This is a genomic window from Andreprevotia sp. IGB-42 (genome assembly GCF_009848685.1).
In the GTDB taxonomy this organism is placed as follows: domain Bacteria; phylum Pseudomonadota; class Gammaproteobacteria; order Burkholderiales; family Chitinibacteraceae; genus Andreprevotia.
In genome coordinates this window covers 381388-401171 of sequence record NZ_WXTX01000004.1, presented here as the reverse complement: position 1 = coordinate 401171, position 19784 = coordinate 381388, and the positions used below count along the sequence as shown (strand labels likewise).

At 59.5% G+C, this 19784-nt stretch carries 19 protein-coding genes; 11 read left to right on the top strand and 8 right to left on the bottom strand.

Going from position 1 to position 19784, the window contains the following annotated elements; genetic code table 11:
* The 4 genes from IGB42_RS08820 to IGB42_RS08805 form a co-directional block, all read right to left on the bottom strand.
* Positions 1–1274, bottom strand: a 1274-nt coding sequence (locus IGB42_RS08820) for an NAD(P)H-hydrate dehydratase (RefSeq protein WP_159670098.1), incomplete at its 3' end; no start/stop codon positions are given.
* On the bottom strand, positions 1271–2011 hold the full coding sequence (locus IGB42_RS08815; RefSeq protein ID WP_159670094.1) for a flagellar brake protein: 741 nt from the start codon (positions 2009–2011) through the stop codon (positions 1271–1273). The genes IGB42_RS08815 and IGB42_RS08820, both read right to left, overlap by 4 nt.
* A gap of 10 nt (positions 2012–2021) precedes the next feature.
* Entirely contained in the window at positions 2022–2657 is a 636-nt protein-coding gene (locus tag IGB42_RS08810) for a hypothetical protein (protein WP_159670091.1), read from the bottom strand.
* A 21-nt stretch (positions 2658–2678) separates the two neighbouring features.
* The gene (locus tag IGB42_RS08805) at positions 2679–4985 is read right to left on the bottom strand and encodes a penicillin-binding protein 1A (RefSeq protein ID WP_159670088.1); all 2307 of its coding nucleotides are present in this window, start codon (positions 4983–4985) and stop codon (positions 2679–2681) included.
* Between the two features lie 166 nt (positions 4986–5151).
* Between IGB42_RS08805 and IGB42_RS08800 the strand changes: the two genes are divergently transcribed.
* The 7 genes from IGB42_RS08800 to aroB are packed head-to-tail and all read left to right on the top strand — an operon-like array spanning position 5152 to position 11714.
* Entirely contained in the window at positions 5152–6228 is a 1077-nt protein-coding gene (locus tag IGB42_RS08800; protein ID WP_255461443.1) for a pilus assembly protein PilM, read from the top strand.
* Positions 6225–6830: a PilN domain-containing protein gene (locus IGB42_RS08795; protein WP_159670082.1), complete on the top strand. Its 606-nt coding sequence runs from the start codon at positions 6225–6227 to the stop codon at positions 6828–6830. Before IGB42_RS08800 ends, IGB42_RS08795 begins: the two co-directional genes overlap by 4 nt.
* A complete protein-coding gene (locus IGB42_RS08790; protein WP_159670079.1) occupies positions 6831–7460 on the top strand; it encodes a type 4a pilus biogenesis protein PilO in 630 nt (209 codons plus the stop codon). It begins immediately after the preceding gene.
* A 30-nt stretch (positions 7461–7490) separates the two neighbouring features.
* Positions 7491–8015 (top strand): pilus assembly protein PilP, encoded by a 525-nt coding sequence (locus IGB42_RS08785; RefSeq protein ID WP_159670056.1) that lies wholly within the window; start codon positions 7491–7493, stop codon positions 8013–8015.
* Positions 8012–10060 carry a type IV pilus secretin PilQ gene (pilQ, locus tag IGB42_RS08780; RefSeq protein ID WP_159670052.1) on the top strand — a complete coding sequence of 683 codons (2049 nt, stop codon included), beginning with the start codon at positions 8012–8014 and terminating at the stop codon, positions 10058–10060. The genes IGB42_RS08785 and pilQ overlap by 4 nt, the downstream gene beginning before the upstream one ends.
* Before the next feature lie 36 nt (positions 10061–10096).
* A complete protein-coding gene (aroK, locus tag IGB42_RS08775; protein WP_159670049.1) occupies positions 10097–10642 on the top strand; it encodes a shikimate kinase AroK in 546 nt (181 codons plus the stop codon).
* Positions 10629–11714, top strand: coding sequence for a 3-dehydroquinate synthase (gene aroB, locus IGB42_RS08770; RefSeq protein WP_159670046.1), 1086 nt, complete (start codon positions 10629–10631; stop codon positions 11712–11714). The genes aroK and aroB overlap by 14 nt, the downstream gene beginning before the upstream one ends.
* Before the next feature lie 54 nt (positions 11715–11768).
* Here aroB and IGB42_RS08765 read toward each other — a convergent pair whose 3' ends face one another.
* Entirely contained in the window at positions 11769–13007 is a 1239-nt protein-coding gene (locus tag IGB42_RS08765) for a YihY family inner membrane protein (protein ID WP_159670043.1), read from the bottom strand.
* 59 nt (positions 13008–13066) lie between these two features.
* Between IGB42_RS08765 and wrbA the strand changes: the two genes are divergently transcribed.
* Together wrbA and IGB42_RS08755 are read left to right on the top strand one after the other, a co-directional pair.
* Positions 13067–13666 (top strand): NAD(P)H:quinone oxidoreductase, encoded by a 600-nt coding sequence (gene wrbA / locus IGB42_RS08760; protein WP_159670040.1) that lies wholly within the window; start codon positions 13067–13069, stop codon positions 13664–13666.
* Positions 13663–14043: a DUF2069 domain-containing protein gene (locus IGB42_RS08755; protein WP_159670037.1), complete on the top strand. Its 381-nt coding sequence runs from the start codon at positions 13663–13665 to the stop codon at positions 14041–14043. The genes wrbA and IGB42_RS08755 overlap by 4 nt, the downstream gene beginning before the upstream one ends.
* A gap of 181 nt (positions 14044–14224) precedes the next feature.
* Here IGB42_RS08755 and IGB42_RS08750 read toward each other — a convergent pair whose 3' ends face one another.
* Entirely contained in the window at positions 14225–16024 is a 1800-nt protein-coding gene (locus tag IGB42_RS08750) for a 2-isopropylmalate synthase (RefSeq protein ID WP_159670034.1), read from the bottom strand.
* A 130-nt stretch (positions 16025–16154) separates the two neighbouring features.
* Positions 16155–16922, bottom strand: a complete 768-nt coding sequence (pssA, locus tag IGB42_RS08745; RefSeq protein WP_159670031.1) for a CDP-diacylglycerol--serine O-phosphatidyltransferase — start codon at positions 16920–16922, stop codon at positions 16155–16157.
* A 140-nt stretch (positions 16923–17062) separates the two neighbouring features.
* Between pssA and asd the strand changes: the two genes are divergently transcribed.
* Positions 17063–17902 (top strand): archaetidylserine decarboxylase, encoded by an 840-nt coding sequence (asd, locus tag IGB42_RS08740; RefSeq protein WP_159670028.1) that lies wholly within the window; start codon positions 17063–17065, stop codon positions 17900–17902.
* A 134-nt stretch (positions 17903–18036) separates the two neighbouring features.
* The gene (locus tag IGB42_RS08735; RefSeq protein WP_159670025.1) at positions 18037–18678 is read left to right on the top strand and encodes an NAD(P)-dependent oxidoreductase; all 642 of its coding nucleotides are present in this window, start codon (positions 18037–18039) and stop codon (positions 18676–18678) included.
* Positions 18679–18726: 48 nt separating this feature from the next.
* On the opposite strand, the gene IGB42_RS08730 is transcribed toward IGB42_RS08735, so the two are convergent.
* On the bottom strand, positions 18727–19659 hold the full coding sequence (locus IGB42_RS08730) for a LysR family transcriptional regulator (RefSeq protein ID WP_159670022.1): 933 nt from the start codon (positions 19657–19659) through the stop codon (positions 18727–18729).
* Positions 19660–19784 lie beyond the last annotated feature (125 nt).

Sequence of the window (19784 nt, the reverse complement as noted above, 5' to 3'; positions counted from 1 at the left end):
CCTTGCGCGAGCAAGGCGCCGGCAATGCCGCCGAGTACATCGCCTTGCCCGGCATTGGCGAGCAATGCATTGCCGCTGCCATTGATGCTGGTGCTTGTGCCATCCGAACACACGGTGCCGGAGCCCTTGAGCGCAACGGCCGCACCCGATTGCGTAGCCAGCTGCCGCGCGGCATCGATACGCCGTGCCTGGATGTCCTGTGTGCTGCGTGCCAGCAGGCGTGCGGCTTCTGCAGGGTGAGGCGTCAGTGCTGTTGGCGCTTTCCGGGCAACCAGCGCTTCGGCCAGCGTGCTGTCCTGACTGATGAGGTTGAGTCCATCAGCATCGATCAGTAGCGGCTGGCCTTTTTGCAATGCGGTGAACAGGCAGGATTTGGCTGCTTCACCCCGGCCCAGCCCCGGACCGATCACATAGGCATCCACGCCTGGCAGCCCGAGCACGCTGGCTGCATCATCCAGCATCAATTCCGGTTGGGCAGGATCGACCTGTAGCGCTGCGTCGATCAAACCGACATGCACTTTGCCGGCGCCAGCATGCAATGCGGCCCGAGCGGCCAGCAATGCGGCGCCGATCATGCCGCGTTGCCCACCGATTACCGCTACCGTGCCGTAACTGCCCTTGTGGCTTTCATGCGGGCGTAGCAGCATGCGCAGGTCGCTGCGCCGATTGATCAGCTGCAAATCGGCTGAAGGTAGCAACTGCGCGATACCAAGGTCGAAGGTATGCACGGTGCCGCAATAGTCGCGGCCCTGCGCGGTATAGAAGCCCGGTTTATCGGCGATGAAGCTCAGGGTTTGATGGGCAACGAAGCTGTCCTGACTGGCGCTGCCGAGATCCGCATCCAGTCCGCTGGGAATATCCAGCGCGATGCGGATTGCACTGGCCTGGTTGGCGCTGGCCAGCAGGTGCAAGGTATCAGTATCGAGGGCGCGATTGAAGCCGATGCCGAACAGGCCATCGACGATGACATCGCCCCAGCGTTGCGGCATGGTGCTGGAGATATCGGCAAACTCGTTGGCAAGCTCAGCGGATACCGGCTTGCCGGGTAGCAGCTGCAGCGTGACGTGTTTGCCTGCCTGCTGCAGCAGGCGTGCGCAGGCAAGTGCATCCTGCCCGTTATTGCCTGGCCCCATCATGATGCTGAAATGGTGTGCATCCGGCAGGCAGGACAGCAGATGGCCGGCACTGGCCGCGCCGGCACGGCTGATGAGATCGAGATCGCCAGCCTGATGCTCGATTTGTCGCAGCGTGGCGACGGGATAGAGCGGTTTCATCCATTACCCTGCGCAAGCCGCTTGCGCTGCAATGCGTTGAGATAGCCGCACAGGATAGCGCGGGATCTGCTGGGCAGATCGATGAAGCAACAGCCCAGCCGTGTCGCTTGTTGTCCACTCCTGAGGGTGATTTCCCGGCGGGTGCGGATCTGCAGGTCTACGTCCAGCAGGCCCATGCCGGGCACGTCGAGCTGGGCACCATCAAGCAATGCCGCGTAGCCTGTACTCACCTCTGCAGGATTGCCTGTGTACAGCAGGCCGATGCCTTCCTGGCTAAGGTCATGCACGGGCCAGCGTTGACCATCACGGCCGATGCAGTAGAACGCTTCGGACGCCGGGACCTCCTGCCGGTAGTTTTCCCGGCGTTGCAGCTGCAAGATTGCGGCGGGACGGTCAATGCGTAGCGCCTGGCGGCCGGCATGCGCATGCATTTCGCATTCGGGTGCTGAAATCTGGATCTTCACGTGCTGGACGGTACCGACGCAGGTCAACCCATGCTTGAGGAAACGCTGGTTGGTTTCCGGCACGCTGGACGGGTCGAAATACACATGCCAAGCATCCGCTTCCAGCAGGGTGCTGATGCAGAATGGCTCCCGCCGCAGATACGGGTACAGGCAAAGCGGATCATGCTGCATGGTCAGTTGTGTCAGCAGGTAGGCGATTTCGTCTGCATCGCTCAGCATATAGGGCGATGGGTCCTGCAGCAGGATGGGCTCCAGCGACGGGTGTTGCTGCATGGATGCTGGATCAGACGGGCAGCAGCGCGAAATCAGCGCCAGCCTGCGCCGCTTCGCTGGCCAGCATCGCTTCCAGCTGATCCAGCCGCATCCGTTCGCGGTCTTCGCGCTTGGGATTGTTGCGTTCCGCATCCAGCGGGCGCACATGCAGCTTGACTGCGCTGCCGTCGTACCACACCACCAGTGTCGGGTAATCGGCATGGCGGTGTGCCGGGTCCGGTTCGGCATTCTGGTAGTCGATCTGCCGGTTCAGCATGAACAGCTCGATGGCCTTGGGATCATCGGTGTAGAGCAGCAGGTTGATATCGGAATGCAGGCCGGCGATGCCAGAGAGCACCGAGCCGGTCAGATAGGGCTGGAACTGGGCCAGCATGCGCATCAGCGCGATGGCCTTGCTGCGCAGCTGGTCGACATGCCGGCCATGCTCGGGCTGATAGATGGCGCGGTAGCTTTCGAGTGCGCTTTCTATCTCCTGGTTGGACGGTAGCGCACGGCCCTCCGTCACACCGAGCTGCCGCGCCGCCTTCTTCTTGGCCTGTGCGAAGTCCAGCACATGGTCTTCGGCAATCAGCCGGGCGGCCTGATGGGCAATTTCCGATCGTAAGGCCGTTGCTTGACGTTCACTACCCGCATGCTTGCCCATCATCGCCCCCTTGCAAGATTCAACTCAGAACAACTGATCCTTGATCTCATCCAGCGGCTGGCTGACGCCTCCACCACTTCCCAATCCTAATTCTGGGTTGGTTTGCGTGAACTCGCTGAAGAAATATTCGGTAAAGCTACCCTTCTCGCCTTCGATGGTCTGGGCGCTGACACCCTCAGGCACAGGGTACTGGTAAACCGGCACGTTGCGCAGTGCCTTGCTCATGAAATTGATCCAGATCGGCAGCGCTGCAGCGCCGCCGGTTTCACGCCCGCCCAGCGAGCGCGGCTGATCGAAGCCCACCCAGGCAATGGCGACCAGGCTGGGCTGGAAGCCGGCAAACCAGGCATCGTTGGTATCATTGGTGGTGCCGGTCTTGCCGGCAAGATCCGGGCGGCCAAGCGCGCGGTTGGCGCGTGCCGCGGTACCGAAGCGTACGACGTCCTGCATCATGCTGGTCATCACGAAAGCATTGCGTGCATCCAGTGTGCGCTTGGCAGATTGCCCGGCGATTTCAGGCTGGGTTTTGGCCAGCACCTTGCCACGTGCATCCTCGATACGATCGACAAAATACGAATGCACGCGGTAGCCGGTATTGGCAAACACCGAATAGCCCTCGGCCATCTGCAGCGGCGTAACGCTGCCCGCGCCCAGCGCCATGGTCAGATAGGCCGGGTGCTGCTTGGGGCTGAAGCCGAAGCGCGTGATGTGTTGCTGCGCAAAATCGGTGCCGATGGCCTGCAGGATGCGGATGGATACCAGGTTCTTGGATAGCGTGAGCGCGTTGCGTACCGAGGTCATGCCCGAGTACTGGCCATCGAAGTTTTTCGGCTCCCATTTCTGCCCGCCCACCTGGCCCGGATCGATGACCAGCGGTGCATCGTTGATCAGCGTGGCGGGGGTAACGCCCCGCTCGAGCGAAGCGGAATAAATGAATGGCTTGAAGCTGGAACCCGGCTGGCGCCATGCCTGGGTGACATGGTTGAAGTGATTGCGGTTGAAGTCAAAGCCACCAACCAGGCCACGCAGTGCGCCATTTTGTGGATCAATTGCCACAAATGCACCTTCGACCTGCGGCAGCTGCGTGATGGCCCAGCCTTTGTCGGTCAGGCGTACACGCACAATGGCGCTTGGGCGGATACGGCTGGCTGGCGGGGCCTTTTCTGACAGCGCGCTGCGGGCAAACTTGAGGCCGTCCGCGGCGATTTCCGTACGTACGCCGCCTTTCTGATACACCTGAACCTTGTTGGCCGACGCACCCAGCACGATGGCCGGGATCAGATCATCGGCTTCCTTGATCTCTGCCAGGGCGTCATCCAGACCTTCTTCCTTGCCCGGGGCCAGTAAGTTTTCATCGATAAAACCTTCCGGGCCACGATAGCCGTGGCGCTGGTCATAATCGAGCAAACCCTGGCGTAATGCCTGGTAAGCATCTTCCTGCTGCTGGCTATTGAGCGTGGTGTAGACCTTGAAGCCCTGGGTATAGGTCGCTTCCTTGTAACGCTCCGTCATCATCTGGCGCACCATTTCCGCCACATAATCAGCATGAACCGCATATTCCTGACGGCTGCGCTTGAGTTGCAGCGGCTCCTGCTGGGCGGCGGCATATTGCGCGTCGTCGATGAAGCGCAGCTCGTGCATGCGGCGCAGCACGTATTGCTGGCGCAAGGCGGCACGCTTGGGATTGACTACCGGGTTGTAAGCTGACGGTGCCTTGGGCAAGCCGGCAAGCATTGCATACTCGGCGATCGTCAGCTGTTTCAGATCCTTGCCGAAATAAGTCTGTGCGGCGGAACTGAAACCATACGCGCGCTGGCCCAGATAGATTTGATTGATGTACAGCTCAAGGATTTGGTCCTTGGACAAATTATGTTCAATCTTGAAAGACAATAAGGCTTCGTTAAATTTTCGTGTAAACGTTTTTTCGTTGGAAAGATAGAAATTGCGCGCCACCTGCATGGTAATTGTGCTGGCACCGGACTGCGAATGGCCGGAAAGCACGTTGCCCGCCATTGCCCGTAGCACGCCGAGATAATCGATGCCACCATGCTGATAGAATCGTTCGTCTTCCGCGGCCAGCAGCGCCTGTTTCATCAGGACCGGCACCTGATCGATGGGCGTGAATGCGCGCCGTTCCTCGCCGAATTCGCCGATCAGCACGGCATCCGAGGTATAGACGCGCAATGGCATTTTGGGGCGGTAATCGGTCAAAGCCTCCAGAGAAGGCAGGCGTGGATAGTTGATCAGTACCGCGAATAGAATCAGGCCGGCAATGAGTAATAAGAGGCCGGCGAGCGTTCCGGTTACGATTAACAGTATGCGTTTGGTCATTGGCTTGATGTCGGTAAACGGGCTTGCCGTAATTTACGCTAAAGCGTTGTTGTTGCAAAAAACTAGGCTATTGACTAGCTTGCTTTACATGGAGCATGGCGCGCTGCTACGATCTAACGTAGCTTGGTAATGAATTGCCCTATCACCATATTTTATAAGGAAATTCGTGTTGAACCTCGACTTTCTCAAGCCTAAGGCTCCACCGCTGATTGGAGTTGATATCAGCTCCTCGGCCGTGAAGATGGTCGAACTTGGGCAAACCGGGCGTAACTACAGCCTCGAGCGCTACGTGATCGAATCCTTGCCCAAGGATGCTGTCACCGATGGCAATATTGCGAACCATGATGTGGTGGCCGAAGCAGTCAAACGTGCATGGCGTCATCTTGGCTCCAAGGTCAAGAACGTATCGATCGCGTTGCCGGCTGCGTCCGTCATTGCCAAGAAGATCCTCGTGCCCGGTGACCTGACCGAGCGTGAGCTGGAAACCCAGGTCGAGACCGAAGCCAACCAGTACATCCCGTTCTCGCTGGATGAAGTCAACCTCGACTTCCAGGTGCTTGGCCCCTCTCCGGCCGTGCCGGACGAATCGGAAGTGCTGATCGCCGCCGCCAAGAAAGAAAAGGTGGATGAGCGGGTTGCCGTCATCGAGGCGGCCGGGCTGAAAGCCATTGTGGTTGATGTCGAATCCTATGCGACCCAGGCCGCGTTTGAGCTGATGCGTCCGCAACTGCCCAATCAGGGTGAAAACCAGATTGTTGCAGTGGTCGATATCGGCGCAACAGCCATGCATATGAACATCTTCAAGGATGGCCAATCGATCTACAGCCGTGATCAGGGCTACGCTGGTAACCAGTTGACCCAGGAAATCCAGCGCAAGTTCAACATGTCCGGTGATGAAGCGGAGCAGGCCAAGCGTTTCGGTGGCTTGCCGGAAAACTACGAGCCTGAAGTGCTGCAACCCTTCATGGATACGCTGGCACTGGAAATTTCCCGCTCGCTGCAGTTCTTCTATACATCGAGCAACTACAACTCCGTCGATCATATCCTGCTCGCCGGCGGTTGTAGCGCAATTCATGGCCTTGACGAAGCGGTATCGAGTCGTGCACAGGTGCCCAGCACCATGCGCGCCAACCCGTTCTTCGGCATGGCAACCGGCAAGGTCCGTGGCAAGCAGATCCAGCTGGATGCACCTTCTTTATTAATTGCATGTGGTCTCGCTATGCGGAGGTTCGACCCGTCATGATCCGGATTAACCTCCTTCCCCACCGCGAGCAGAAGCGCCAGGCGCGGCAGCACCGCTATCTGGCCATGCTCGGCGTCACGTTCCTGGCTGCTGTTGGCGTGCTGGTTGCTGGCTATATGTTTTACACCGCCCGCATCGATACCCAGAATGAACGTAACCAGTTCCTGACCAGCGAAAATGAGAAGCTCGACAGGGAAATCGCCGAAATCGACAAGCTGAAGGCAGAAAAGCAGTCGTTGCTTGATCGCAAGACCGTTGTCGAGCGGCTGCAATCCAATCGCTCCGAAACCGTGCGCGTCATGGATCAGCTGACCCGGCAGACGCCCGAGGGCATTTACCTCAAGGACATCAAGCAGACAGACGATTCCCTGATGCTTTCCGGGTATGCACAGTCGAATGCCCGCGTATCTACCCTGATGCGTAACCTGAATGATTCGGACGTGTTCGAGCAGCCGTTGCTGATCGAGGTCAAGGCCGCGCAAGTGGGCAATCAGCGCTTGTCGGAGTTCACGCTCAAAATAAAGATTACCCGCACGGCGGAACAGACGGGTGATGCATCTGCCCCGGCCAGGAAGTCACCGCAAGCGGCGAAGGGGGCTTAAATGACATTGGATGAATTACGCAGCCTGAACCCGCGCGAAATCGGCGACTGGCCGTTGCCGGTGCAGATGGGCTTGCTGGTGATTATTTTTGCGCTTGTGCTGACTGGCGGTTACTTCTACGTCTGGCAGGGAAAGATGGAGGAGCTTGACGCCGGTATTGCCAAGGAAGAGCAGCTCAAGCAGGAATTCCTCGATAAAAAGGTGAAGGCTGTCAACCTTGATGCGTACAAGCAGCAATTGCTGGAAATCCAGCAATCGTTCGGTGCCTTGCTCAAGCAGTTGCCCAACAAATCCGAAATGGAAACGTTGCTGACCGAAGTCAACCAGGCGGGTGTCGGCCGCGGTTTGCAGTTTGAGTTGTTCAAGCCGGGAACCGAGGTGAAAACGGCCGAACTGGCCGAGTTGCCGATCGATATCAAGATCAACGGCAGCTACCACGACTTGTCTGCTTTTGTCAGTGATGTGGCGCAGTTGTCCCGTATTGTTACGCTGGGCAGCGTGCAGCTTTCCGCTGGCAAGGACGGTAACCTTGCGATGCAGGCCGTTGCGAAAACATACCGTTCGCTGGATGACGCCGAGCTGCAGGCAATGCGTCAGGCTGAGGCCGATGCCAAGAAGAAAAACCGGTAACCCGGCCCAGATGGATCGAAGAGGGGATAAATGAAAACCTATCTAGCACTCGTACTGGCCACGCTAGGTTTGGCTGGGTGTTTTGGCGAAGAAAACAGCGATCTGAAAGAATGGATGCGGGAAAAGAGCGACGGACTGCGGGGCAAGGTGGAACCCTTGCCCGAAGTGAAGCCATACCAGCCATTTACTTATGATGCCTTCTCGTTGCCGGACCCATTCCGCCCTTCCAAGATGGAAGTCGCGAAGAAGGGTTCCAATTCTGGTCTGGCGCCCAATCCGAACCGCCCGAAAGAGGTGCTTGAAAACTATGATCTGGAAAAGCTCCGGATGGTTGGCACCCTGCAGCAAGGCAAGACGATCCAGGCTTTGATCCGCGCGCCAGACGGTAATCTGTACCGGGTCAAAGTAGGCAGTTATATGGGGCAGAATTTCGGCATGGTTGCAGAAATCTCTGAAACCGAAGTTAAATTGAAAGAAATCGTGGAAGATAGCGGGGGTGATTGGGTCGAGCGCTCGACCGGCCTCTCCTTGGATGACGCGGAGCAGAAAAAATGAATAAAACCATGATCCTGCAGCGCCTTGCGGCCAGTTGCTGCGCTCTGATTGCTACATTTGCGTTTGCGGTGGACAACACCATTACCAATGTGGAAGTGGGTTCGCTGTCGGCTGATAAACAGGTGATCAAGGTATCGTTCAGCGGGGCCGTTCCGGCACCGACGAGCTTTACCGTCAATACACCGCCGCGGATTGCGTTCGATTTCCCGAACACCACCTCGCAGTTTGGCAAGAATGCGATTCAGGTCAATGGCGCCGCATTGCGCGTCGTCAATATTGCGGAAGGCAACGGGCGTACACGCGTGGTGCTCAACCTGCAGAAACAAGCCACTTATCAAACCCAGGTTGACGGTAATACGCTGTTGATTACCGTTGATGGTGCGCAGGCAGCCGTGGCTTCGGCGCAGAGCAATACCAAGTTTGCCGAGGCCAGGCCAGATACCAGCAATGAATCGATCAAGAATATCGATTTCCGTCGCGGTAGCGCTGGTGAGGGCAAGGTCGTCGTCGACCTGAGCAACCCGAATGTCGGCATCGACATTCGTCAGCAAGGCAAGACGCTGGTGGTTGATTTCACCAAGGCAAGCTTGCCCAAATCGCTTGAGCGCCGTATGGACGTGACCGATTTCGGCACGCCGATCCAGAAAGTGGATACCTATGCGCAAGGCAGCAATGCACGCATGGTGATCGAGCCCAAGGGTAACTGGGAATATTCGGCTTATCAGACGGAAAACCGCTTCATTGTGGAAGTGCGCGTCGCCGCCGAGCCCAAAGCCGGCGTGACCGGCCTGAAGCCTGCCTACAAGGGTGAAAAGCTGTCGCTGAATTTCCAGAACGTGGAAATCCGCACCGTGCTGCAGGTGATTGCCGAATTCACCGGACTCAATATCATCACCAGCGATACCGTGACCGGTAACCTGACACTGCGCCTGAAGGATGTGCCTTGGGATGAAGCGCTGGATATCATCCTGCAAGCCAAGGGGCTGGATCAGCGCAAATCGGGCAACGTGATGTGGATTGCGCCACGTGATGAGCTGGCTGCAAAGGAAAAGCAGGATCTTGAAGCACGCAAGCAGATCGCAGAACTTGAGCCGACCCGCACCGAGTTCTTCAATCTCAAATATCAAAAAGCGGCTGACTTTGAAAAGATCCTGAAGGACGACAAGCAAAAGATCCTGTCGACTCGTGGCAGCGCCGTGATCGACCCGCGTACCAATACGCTGATCATCCAGGACATTCCTGGCAAGCTCGATCAGATCCGCGAGTTGATTGCCAAGATCGATATTCCGGTTCGCCAGGTGCTGATCGAAGCGCGCATTGTTGAAGCCAGTGACGGGTTCTCGCGTGATCTGGGTGTGAAGTTCGGCGGTATCTCGATTGGGCATATCGGGAATACCACGATCTCCACCAAGCCGACGCTGGATACCAAGATCACCGATGGCGTGGTGGACAACACCAACATCAACCTGCCTGCGGTTGGGTTCAACGGCGGTGCACCGGCCACGCTGGCCCTGCTGGCATCCAGTGCAAACTGGGCGCTGGGTCTGGAACTGAGCGCGCTGGAAGCGGACAACAAGGGCAAGATCATTTCCAGCCCGCGCCTGATCACGGCTGACCAGGTAGAAGCGTTGATCGAAAACGGCGAAGAAATTCCGTACAACGAATCGTCGCAAAACGGTGCAACGTCGGTGTCGTTCAAGAAGGCCACGCTGTCGCTGAAGGTGACGCCGCAAATTACACCGGATGGCAATGTGATGCTGGATGTAAAGGTGAACAAGGATAGCCGTGGTGAAAACACCATTGCCGGCCCGGCCATCAACACCAAACAGATCACCACCAAGGTACTGGTCGAGAACGGGGGCACCGTGGTGATTGGCGGTATCTACACCCAGGACGACAGCAATGACGTGGAGAAGGTGCCACTGCTGGGTGATCTGCCGGGCGTGGGCCATCTGTTCAAGCACACCACCACCAAAACCAAGAAAGCCGAAATGCTGATCTTCATCACGCCACGCGTGTTGCAGCAAGACATGACTCTACGCTGAGCGATCGCCCCGTACGGGGCGGTCAGATCGGTTACAATGCCCGGCATGAAACTGCCGGGCAATTTTTTTTTGGTGGGCCTCATGGGGGCCGGCAAAACGACAATTGGGCGCACGCTTGCGCGTGCGACCGACCATGCGTTTTACGATTCTGATCATGAGATTGAATCACGTACGGGCGTGAAGATTCCGATCATCTTCGAGGTCGAAGGCGAAAGCGGCTTTCGCGAGCGCGAAACCGCCATGATTGCCGAACTCAGTTCGCTCAAGGATGTGGTACTGGCTACTGGCGGTGGCGCGGTGCTGAGCACGGAAAATCGCGCATGCCTGCGGGCACGTGGCACGGTGATCTACCTGCGGGCCAACGTGGATGATCTGTATCAGCGCACCATGCATGATCGCAACAGGCCGCTGCTGCAGACAGCCAATCCCAGAGAACGCTTGCGCGAACTGTTTGAAGTACGCGACCCGCTGTATCGTGAAGTGGCGGATCTGGTCGTTGATACCAGCCGGCAGACCGTTCAGCACCTCAGTCAATACCTGTTGCACGAACTCGAACTCAAAGCCAACCATGCGCACCGTTAAGCTCGACCTGGATCACGCCCCATACGACATCCTGATTGCACGCAACTTGCTCGATAGCGTGGACCGGATTACCGCGCTGCTGCCGCAGAAGCGCGTTGCCATCGTCACCAACGAAACGGTGGCGCCGCTGTACCTGGAGCCGTTGCAGGATGCGCTGGAAGCGGCTGGCGTGCAGGTGGAGGCAGTGGTGCTGCCCGATGGCGAGCGTTTCAAGACCTGGGAAACGCTCAACCTGATTTTCGATGCATTGCTGGCCGCGCGTGCCGAGCGCAAAACCACGCTGATCGCATTGGGTGGTGGCGTGATCGGCGATATGACGGGCTTTGCCGCTGCGGTCTACCAGCGTGGCGTGCCCTTCATCCAGATTCCGACTACCTTGCTGGCACAGGTTGATTCATCGGTAGGCGGCAAGACCGCCATTAACCACCCGCTAGGCAAGAACATGATCGGTGCGTTCTACCAGCCACAGCTGGTGCTGGCGGACTTGGCCACGCTCGATACCTTGCCGGCACGCGAATTGTCTGCAGGGCTGGCCGAAGTGATCAAGTACGGCTTGATCGATGATCTGGCATTCTTCGAATGGCTGGAAGCGAACATCGATGCGCTGGTTGCGCGCGATACCGATGCGCTGGCGTATGCGGTGGAGCGCAGTTGCCAGAACAAGGCGCGCATCGTGGCTGCGGACGAAAAAGAGCACGGGCAGCGCGCATTGCTGAACCTGGGGCATACCTTTGGCCATGCGATCGAAGCAGGCCTGGGCTACGGCGCCTGGCTGCATGGCGAGGCCGTGGCGGCCGGCATGGTGCTGGCCGCGCATGCATCGCATGCACTCGGGCAGATTTCCGATGACGACCTGGCGCGCATCATCCGCCTGATCGAAAAGGCGGGCTTGCCGGTGGTATCTCCGGCGCTGGGCTTCGAGCGTTATCTGGACCTGATGGCGCAGGACAAGAAGGTCGATGCGGGCAAGATCAAGTTCATCCTGCTGCGCAACCTGGGTGCCTCGTATATCGGTGAACTGCCGGTCGCGGTGATCCAGGCGGCGCTGACCGCCGGCTGCGCGCCGGCCTGACTTGCTGCTGCGGTGGCGCTGCGCAGCAGCGCGCCCTTCGCTTCCCCTTCTGGCTCATGCAGCTTTGGTAACCTCCTGGGCGGACTCCTGTTCAGGCTGCGCCGCATAATCCGCCAGTGTCTGCATCAGCGGTACCCGCATACCGGCGATGGTGATTTCCAGCGCCGTTTCGACCTTGGCGGTCAGCGGGGTTACCATCAGCTCGAAAATATCCAGTAGCGTGATATGGGTGATGGAGGCAGCAAGTATCCATTCACCATCGCGGCTGGCGTCCACCCAGCCGCGTTCCGCCATGCGCTCCAGCAGGCCGTTGGTGGCATCGATGCCGAGGCCCACGCGCCGGCGCAGCGTATCGATATGCAGGATTTCGCCGTTGGCATGCGCTTGGGCCAGCGTCAGCAGGATGCGGATGGCCTGCTCGAAGCGCGTGCCGTGATGGCGCTCCCAGCGCCAGCCATCGCCATGCCAGTACGAAAACGACGCTGACAGCACCGCGCCGCCCAGTACGATCACCCAGCACACATATAGCCATAGCAGGAAGATCGGCACTGCGGCAAAAGCGCCATACAGCAGCTTGTAGTTGCCGAACAGGCGGATATACAGCCCGAACAGGTTTTTCATGATTTCCAGCAGCACGCCGGCCGCCACTGCGGCGCTGACGGCGTGGCTGCGCGGCACGTAACAGTTGGGCACGGTGAGATAAAGCAGTGTCAGGGTGGCGAACATCAGCAGCATGGGCCCCAGGCGCAGCAACAGCGGGAAATCACTGGAAAGCCCGGTGGTTTGCGAGAGCCAGGAAGTGAGCGATAGGCTGATGCCCAGCAGCAATGGCCCCAGCGTGAGCGTGGCCCAGTAGATCAGCGTGCGTGCCAGCAGACGGCGCGGGCGGCGTACGCCCCAGATTTCGTTCAGCGTTTTCTCTATGGTGAACACCAGCAACAGTGCGGTGATCGCAAGGCCGATCATGCCGAATGCGGTCAGCCGCTCGGCATTGTCGGAAAACTGCCGCATATAGGTGCCTACCACGCGCCCGGCGGTATCGGGCACCAGGTTGGAAATGATGAACGAGCGGAAGCGGCCGCTGTAATCACTGAACATCGGGAAGGCCGAGAACAGCGTCAGCGCGATGGTGAACAGTGGCACGATGGCCAGCAAGGTGGTGTAGGTGAGGCTGCCAGCGGTTTGCAGGCAACGGTCTGCCAATAGCCGATGACCGACAAAGCGTGAAAAACCGAGCGCCCGGCGCCACCAGGCGACGGTGAGGAATTGCTGATAGGGAATGCTGATAGCCATGCGCGGTCCGCGTTCTTGGGGCAAGCCCTTATAATAGCGCGACCTGACAGGCGGAACCCATGGCCGATATCCTCGTTTTGTATTACTCCACCCACGGCGCAACGCGCCAGATGGCGCAATTGATTGCCCGTGGCATCGAATCCGTACCCGGTGCCGTGGCGCGCCTGCGCACGGTACCCAGGATCTCCACGGTATGCGAAGCCACCGAGGGTGAAATCCCCGAAAGCGGTGCGCCGTATGCCACGCATGCCGATCTGCAGCAGTGCATCGGCCTGGCGCTGGGCAGCCCCACGCGCTTCGGCAATATGGCGGCGCCGATGAAGTACTTCCTTGATGGCACCGTCAGTGACTGGCTGGCCGGCACGCTGGTGGGCAAGCCGGCGTGCGTGTTCACCAGCACCGGTTCCATGCATGGTGGCAATGAAAGCACGCTGCTGACCATGATGTTGCCGCTGCTGCACCATGGCATGGTGATCGTGGGGATGCCGTTTACCGAGCAATTGCTCAGCACCACCACGCAAGGTGGCACACCGTATGGCCCCAGCCACATTGCCGGGCCGGAATCGCGCGCGCCGGTTTCCGATGCGGAAAAACAGCTGTGCATCGCGCAGGGCCGGCGGCTGGCGGAAATTGCCCTCAAGCTGGCGGTGCAGGCATGAGCCCGCAACATCGCGCCTGGGCGCAACGCATTACTGTGGTGAGCTGGCTGGCATTGATTGCGCTGTGCCTGGCATGGGAGCTGTGGCTGGCGCCGTTGCGCCCGGGCGGTTCGTCGCTGGCTTTGAAGGCCGTACCGCTATTGCTGCCGCTGCGGGGACTGCTGCATGGCCGGCGCTATACCTATCAATGGGCGAGCATGTATGTGCTGATCTGGTGGGCGGAGGGGCTGACCCGCGCGTACAGCGATCATGGCTTGTCGCAATGGCTGGCCGGACTGGAAGTGCTGCTGACCAGTACCGCCTTCGTGGCGATCTGCTATTACGCCAAGTGGACCCGGCCCAGCTTGCTGGCGCTGGAAAAACAAAACGCCGGCTAAGCCGGCGTTTCGGGAAAACAGTGCATCTTGCCGGGTAAAAAAGAAAGCGTCAGGTCGGTGTGCGTGGGCCCATGGTGTGGGTTGCCGCATCCGCATCGGGGTGGTGGTTGACCCCGTAGCCTGCCCCTCGTGAGGGCCGGCCGGCAAGACGTAGCGCGTACGGTGGCGTCGGGTAAACGGCTTAAACCGGTTGCGGGTGGGTGCGCTCGATTTTGCTATCCAGCTTGTTCAATGCAGAAATGTAGGCCTTGGCGCTGGCCACCAGGATGTCGGTATCCGCGCCCTGGCCGTTGACGATGCGGCCGTCCTTGCCCAGGCGCACGGTCACTTCGCCCTGGCTATCGGTGCCCTGCGTGATGGCGTTCACCGAGTACAGCATCAGCTCGGCGCCGCTGGCAACGATGGCTTCGATGGCCTTGAAGGTGGCGTCCACCGGGCCGTCGCCCAGGCTGTCGCTGCGCTTCTCTTCGCCGTTGTCGGTCATCACCAGGTTGGCTTGCGGCGTTTCGCCGGTTTCCGATACCACCTTGAGCGCGGTCAGCCGGTAGGTTTCCTGCTCGATGGTGACCATTTCATCGGATACCAGTGCGTGCAGGTCTTCGTCGAAGATCTCGCGCTTCTTGTCGGCCAGTGCCTTGAAACGTGCAAATGCGGCGTTCAGTGCTTCTTCGCTATCCAGCGTGATGCCCAGTTCGCCCAGCTTGGTCCTGAAGGCGTTGCGGCCGGATAATTTGCCCAGCGTCAGCCGGTTGGTGGACCAGCCGACCGATTCAGCACTCATGATTTCATACGTTTCGCGGTGCTTGAGCACGCCATCCTGATGGATGCCCGATTCATGCGCGAATGCATTGGCGCCCACGATGGCCTTGTTGGGCTGCACCGGATAGCCGGTGACGGTGGAGACCAGCTTGCTGGCGGGCACGATCTGCGTGGCATCCACGCGTGTTTCCACCCCGAATACATCCTTGCGCGTGCGCACCGCCATCACCACTTCTTCCAGCGAGGCATTGCCGGCGCGTTCGCCCAGGCCGTTGATGGTGCATTCGACCTGGCGTGCGCCGCCCAGTACCGCCGCCAGCGAATTGGCCACTGCCATGCCGAGGTCGTCATGGCAATGTGCGGACCACACCACCTTGTCGCTGCCCGGGGTTTTGGCGATCAGCTCGCGGAAAAAGCGTTCGGTCAGCAGCGGCACAGCATAGCCGACGGTATCGGGTACGTTGATGGTCTTGGCGCCGGCCTTGATCACCTCGTCGAAGATATGTGCGAGGAAGTCGATATCCGAGCGCAATGCATCCTCGGCGGAGAATTCGACATCATCGGTGTATTCCAGCGCGATCTTCACCGCCTTGACTGCGGCTTCCACCACTTGCTCCGGCGCCATGCGCAGCTTGTGCTGCATGTGGATGGGGCTGGTGGCGATGAAGGTATGGATGCGGCCGCTTTTTGCCGGGGTAATGGCTTCGCCTGCGGCGCGCACGTCGCGTTCATTCGCGCGCGCCAGTGAACAGACGGTGGAATTTTCGACAATGCTGGCAATGGTGCGGATGGCATCGGCGTCGCCGGGGCTGGCCGCGGCAAAGCCGGCTTCGATGATGTCGACGCCCAGCTTTTCCAGCTGGCGTGCCACGCGGATTTTTTCTTCCTTGGTCATCGATGCGCCGGGCGATTGCTCGCCGTCGCGCAAGGTGGTGTCGAAAATGAACAGACGGTCGCCCATATTGATGCTCCCTGGCGTGGATACTGCAGCGGCCGGGCTGGCGGCACCCGCAGCATAGGAATGGATATTGAAGCTGCGGCCCTGGCTGGCCGCCAGTTGCGCAAGCTTGTTGATCTGGGAAAGCGGCAGGCTGCCACGCTCGCGCCATTTGTAGATGGCGGCGCGGCTGACCGGGTCTTCGGGGAAGGCGTGATTGAGCGCATCGCCCAGTCTGGCTGGGCCGCCGAAATCAGCGATAAGGCGGTCGATGTCGAATTGCACGGTGTATTCCTCGAAAGAAGTGCTTCGAGAGTACGACCGTGCGATCGATTTCGTCAACTATTTGTCGATATTTTTGATGAAAAAGAAGGCAATTGGACTTCGTGTATGTCTGGATTTGGACATTAAGTCGCTATTCGGTGGGCGAAACGGTCTTGAGCGGTTTGATCTTGCGCCAGGCCCAGTACACGTATCCCGATACCGCATAACCAAGGAAGAACAGGAAGAACACCAGTTCCGGCTTCGATACGCCAACCAGCAGCAGCAATACCGCCACCACCATGGCCATGAACGGCACCGTCTTGCGCGCGTTGAATTCCTTGAAGCTCCAGAAGCGTACGTTGGATACCATGGTCAGGCCGGCAAACAGCGTGATGGCAAATGCGGCATACGGCAGCAGATGCGATACCGGGCTGAGGTCCTCGGTAAACGCGCGGGATATCCATACCAGGCCGGCAACGAGGGCTGCTGCCGCCGGGCTGGGCAAGCCCTGGAACCAGCGTTTATCGACCACCGCGATATTGGCGTTGAAGCGCGCCAGGCGCAGTGCCGCGCACGCGCAATAGATGAACGCCACCATCCAGCCGGGCTTGCCGAAGGTGTGCAGCTGCCATTCGTAGGCCACCAGCGCGGGGGCGACGCCGAAGCTCACCATGTCGGACAGGCTGTCGAACTGCGCACCGAATTCGGACTGGGTATGCGTCATGCGGGCAACGCGACCATCGAGCGAATCGAGGATCATCGACACGAAAATCGCGACAGCGGCGTGTTCGAACTTGCCGTTCATCGCCGAAACAATGGCGTAGAAACCACCAAACAGCGCACCCAGCGTGAACAGATTGGGCAGCAGGTAAATGCTCTGGCGGCGCAGGTTGAGCGGTCGCTTGGTCGGCAGGTGCATACGGGCCTCTTGTGGGAAAGGCGGTTTGAATTCCGCGTGTCTGGTCATTCTAACCGCAGTTTGCTGTTTGCAGTGGCGGCAGACCGGGCAGGGGCTGCGTTACAATCTACCATTCAACTTCTGTCATGCTTGGGTGCTTTGTGTCTGATCGCGCGTTCGTTTTGTTGCAATACCTGATTCCCAAAGGTGCCCTGACCCGATTTGCCGGGTTCGTGGCCGGTAATGACTGGGGCGCGATCACGCAGTGGATCATTCGCCGCTTTGTCCGCAAATATGCGGTAGACATGAACGAAGCGGCACAGCCGGACGTGCGCCACTACCGAACCTTCAACGCATTTTTCACCCGCGCGCTGCGTGATGACGCGCGGCCGATCGCGGATGCGCAGTTGGTCAGCCCCGTCGATGGCGCCATCAGCCAGTTTGGCCGCATCAACGGCGGGCAGATTTTCCAGGCCAAGGGCCATTTGTATACCGCGACTGCGCTGGTGGGGGGCGATGCGGCGTTGGCACAGCAGTTCCAGGATGGCCAGTTTGCAACCATTTACCTGAGCCCGCGGGACTATCACCGTATCCATATGCCCTGTGATGGCACGCTCAAGCGCATGATCTATGTGCCGGGCGAACTGTTTTCGGTCAACCCGGCCACTGCGCGTGGCGTACCCGGCCTGTTCGCGCGCAACGAGCGCGTGGTATGCGTATTCGATTCGGCGGCCGGGCCGTTCGTGCTGGTGCTGGTGGGCGCCACCATCGTGGGCAGCATGGAAACGGTATGGCATGGCGTGATCAACCCGCCACGTGGCGGCAGTGTGCGCGAATGGCGCTACGACGATGCGCCGGTCACGCTGCGCAAGGGCGAGGAAATGGGCCGCTTCCTGCTGGGTTCCACCGTGGTGATGCTGTTCCCCGGCCAGCAGCGGCAGTTCAACCCGGCGTGGGAGCCGGCAAGATCGGTGCGGCTGGGTGAGGCGATGGCGGATTGATCACTGGCCAGCGGCATCGGCATTGTGCGATTTTGATGAACATTAAATTCTGAATTGCGTGGTTTATCTGCATCAATGAACGACGCATCATGGCGTTGTGCTTTTGCGTTATCCATCCCACACCAGGAGTCATCATGAAAATCGCCCTGATCGGTGCCACAGGTTATGTCGGCAGTGCCCTTTTGACCGAAGCGCTGGCGCGCGGTCACCAGGTCACCGCCATCGTCCGCAACGTGGACAAGTTGCCGCAGCACGCGGCACTCACTGCGCACAAGGCCGATGTATACAACGCGGATGAAGTGGCCGCTGCCGTTGCCGGCCACGATGCGGTGATCAGTGCGTTCAATCCGGGCTGGGGCAAGCCGGATATCCGCCAACTGTCGCTGGATGGTTACCATGCCATCACCGCAGGCGTGAAAGCGGCCGGTGTGAAGCGCTATATCGTGATCGGCGGTGCTGGCAGCCTGTATATCGCACCGGGCCTGCAACTGGTGGATACGCCTGATTTCCCGGCCGAGTGGAAGGAAGGCGCACTGGGTGCGCGTGAAGCACTGAACCTGATCAAGGGTGAAACCACGCTGGATTGGTCGTTTGTATCGCCGGCCATCCTGCTGGAACCGGGCGAGCGTACCGGCAAGTACCGGCTGGGTCTGGAAGAGCCGCTGTTCGATGGTGCTGCGCCGGCCAAGATCAGCACCGCCGACCTGGCGGTAGCGATCATTGATGAGCTTGAAGCACCCAAGCATATCCAGAGGCGCTTTACTGCTGCCTATTGATCGATAGCGCCAGCTTCAGCCGAACGGCAGCCATGATGCTGCCGTTTTTTATTGCGGTGCTGTGTGCACGCTGTGCATCCAGGCATCCCACGGCGGTGTATCACCCCATTCAGCCCGCAGGAAATCGATGAAGCTGCGCACCTTGGCCGACAGGTGCCGCCGGCTGGGGTAGACCGCGTACAGCGCCAGCTCGGGTGAAGCAAACCCGGGCAGCACGCACTCGAGCGTGCCCGCTTGCAGGTCATCGCCCACCAGGAAGGTGGGCTCGTTGATCAGCCCGGCACCCGCACGGGCCGCAGCCACCAGCAGATCGCCATTGTTGGCGCGCAATGTGCCTTGCACCTTGATGGTATGCACGGTACCGCCTTGGGTGAAACGCCATTCATCGCCCCCTGCGCCATAGGTATAGATCAGGCAGTTGTGCTGCAGCAGCTCTTGCGGCGTTTGTGGTGCGCCGTGCCTGGCAAGGTAGGCGGGGGCGGCGCACGCGGCAATGCGGATGGGGGCAAGCCGGCGCGTGATCAGGTTACCCGCCAGCTGGCCGCTGATACGCAGCGCCAGATCGTAGCCTTCCTCGACCAGATCCACGGTGCGGTCCGATAGGGTGAGCTCCAGTTTCACGGCCGGATGGGCCGCCTGGTAGCGCGGCAACAGCGTGGCCAGGTGGCGTACGCCGAACGATACCGGCGCATTCACGCGCAGCAGGCCGCCCGGCTGCGCGGTTTCGTCATCAAGCGCGGCTTCGGCTTCGGCAATATCTGCCAGGATCTGCATGGCGCGTTCGTGATACGCGCGGCCTGCTTCGGTCAGGCTGAGCCGGCGCGTGGTTCTTTGCAGCAGGCGCGCGCCCAGATGGCTTTCCAGATCGGCCACCAGCCGCGATGCCGCCGTGGTGGAAATGCCCAGCAGTGCCGCCGCACGCACGAAGCTGCCTGCTTCCACCACCTTGTTGAACACCTGCATGGCTGCCAGCCTGTCCATGGGCCTATCCCGTTTTTCGTTGCAATGCAGGTCATTTTCATGGGTTTGTTGCGGATTGCAATCGGTACGTCGTGATCCGGGCACCGATTGCGTTGCAAGCGGTGCAACAACGCAATGCCTAGCCC

Bases quoted from the DNA above. Each gene is read 5' to 3' on its own strand.
- IGB42_RS08755 (WP_159670037.1), top strand. From the start codon at position 13,663: ATGAGCCCGCAACATCGCGCCTGGGCGCAACGCATTACTGTGGTGAGC.
- aroK (WP_159670049.1), top strand. From the start codon at position 10,097: ATGCCCGGCATGAAACTGCCGGGCAATTTTTTTTTGGTGGGCCTCATG.
- pilQ (WP_159670052.1), top strand. From the start codon at position 8,012: ATGAATAAAACCATGATCCTGCAGCGCCTTGCGGCCAGTTGCTGCGCT.
- IGB42_RS08805 (WP_159670088.1), bottom strand. From the start codon at position 4,985: ATGACCAAACGCATACTGTTAATCGTAACCGGAACGCTCGCCGGCCTC.
- IGB42_RS08765 (WP_159670043.1), bottom strand. From the start codon at position 13,007: ATGGCTATCAGCATTCCCTATCAGCAATTCCTCACCGTCGCCTGGTGG.
- IGB42_RS08730 (WP_159670022.1), bottom strand. From the start codon at position 19,659: ATGGACAGGCTGGCAGCCATGCAGGTGTTCAACAAGGTGGTGGAAGCA.
- IGB42_RS08810 (WP_159670091.1), bottom strand. From the start codon at position 2,657: ATGATGGGCAAGCATGCGGGTAGTGAACGTCAAGCAACGGCCTTACGA.
- IGB42_RS08795 (WP_159670082.1), top strand. From the start codon at position 6,225: ATGATCCGGATTAACCTCCTTCCCCACCGCGAGCAGAAGCGCCAGGCG.
- IGB42_RS08785 (WP_159670056.1), top strand. From the start codon at position 7,491: ATGAAAACCTATCTAGCACTCGTACTGGCCACGCTAGGTTTGGCTGGG.
- IGB42_RS08790 (WP_159670079.1), top strand. From the start codon at position 6,831: ATGACATTGGATGAATTACGCAGCCTGAACCCGCGCGAAATCGGCGAC.
- IGB42_RS08815 (WP_159670094.1), bottom strand. From the start codon at position 2,011: ATGCAGCAACACCCGTCGCTGGAGCCCATCCTGCTGCAGGACCCATCG.
- aroB (WP_159670046.1), top strand. From the start codon at position 10,629: ATGCGCACCGTTAAGCTCGACCTGGATCACGCCCCATACGACATCCTG.
- pssA (WP_159670031.1), bottom strand. From the start codon at position 16,922: ATGCACCTGCCGACCAAGCGACCGCTCAACCTGCGCCGCCAGAGCATT.
- IGB42_RS08735 (WP_159670025.1), top strand. From the start codon at position 18,037: ATGAAAATCGCCCTGATCGGTGCCACAGGTTATGTCGGCAGTGCCCTT.
- wrbA (WP_159670040.1), top strand. From the start codon at position 13,067: ATGGCCGATATCCTCGTTTTGTATTACTCCACCCACGGCGCAACGCGC.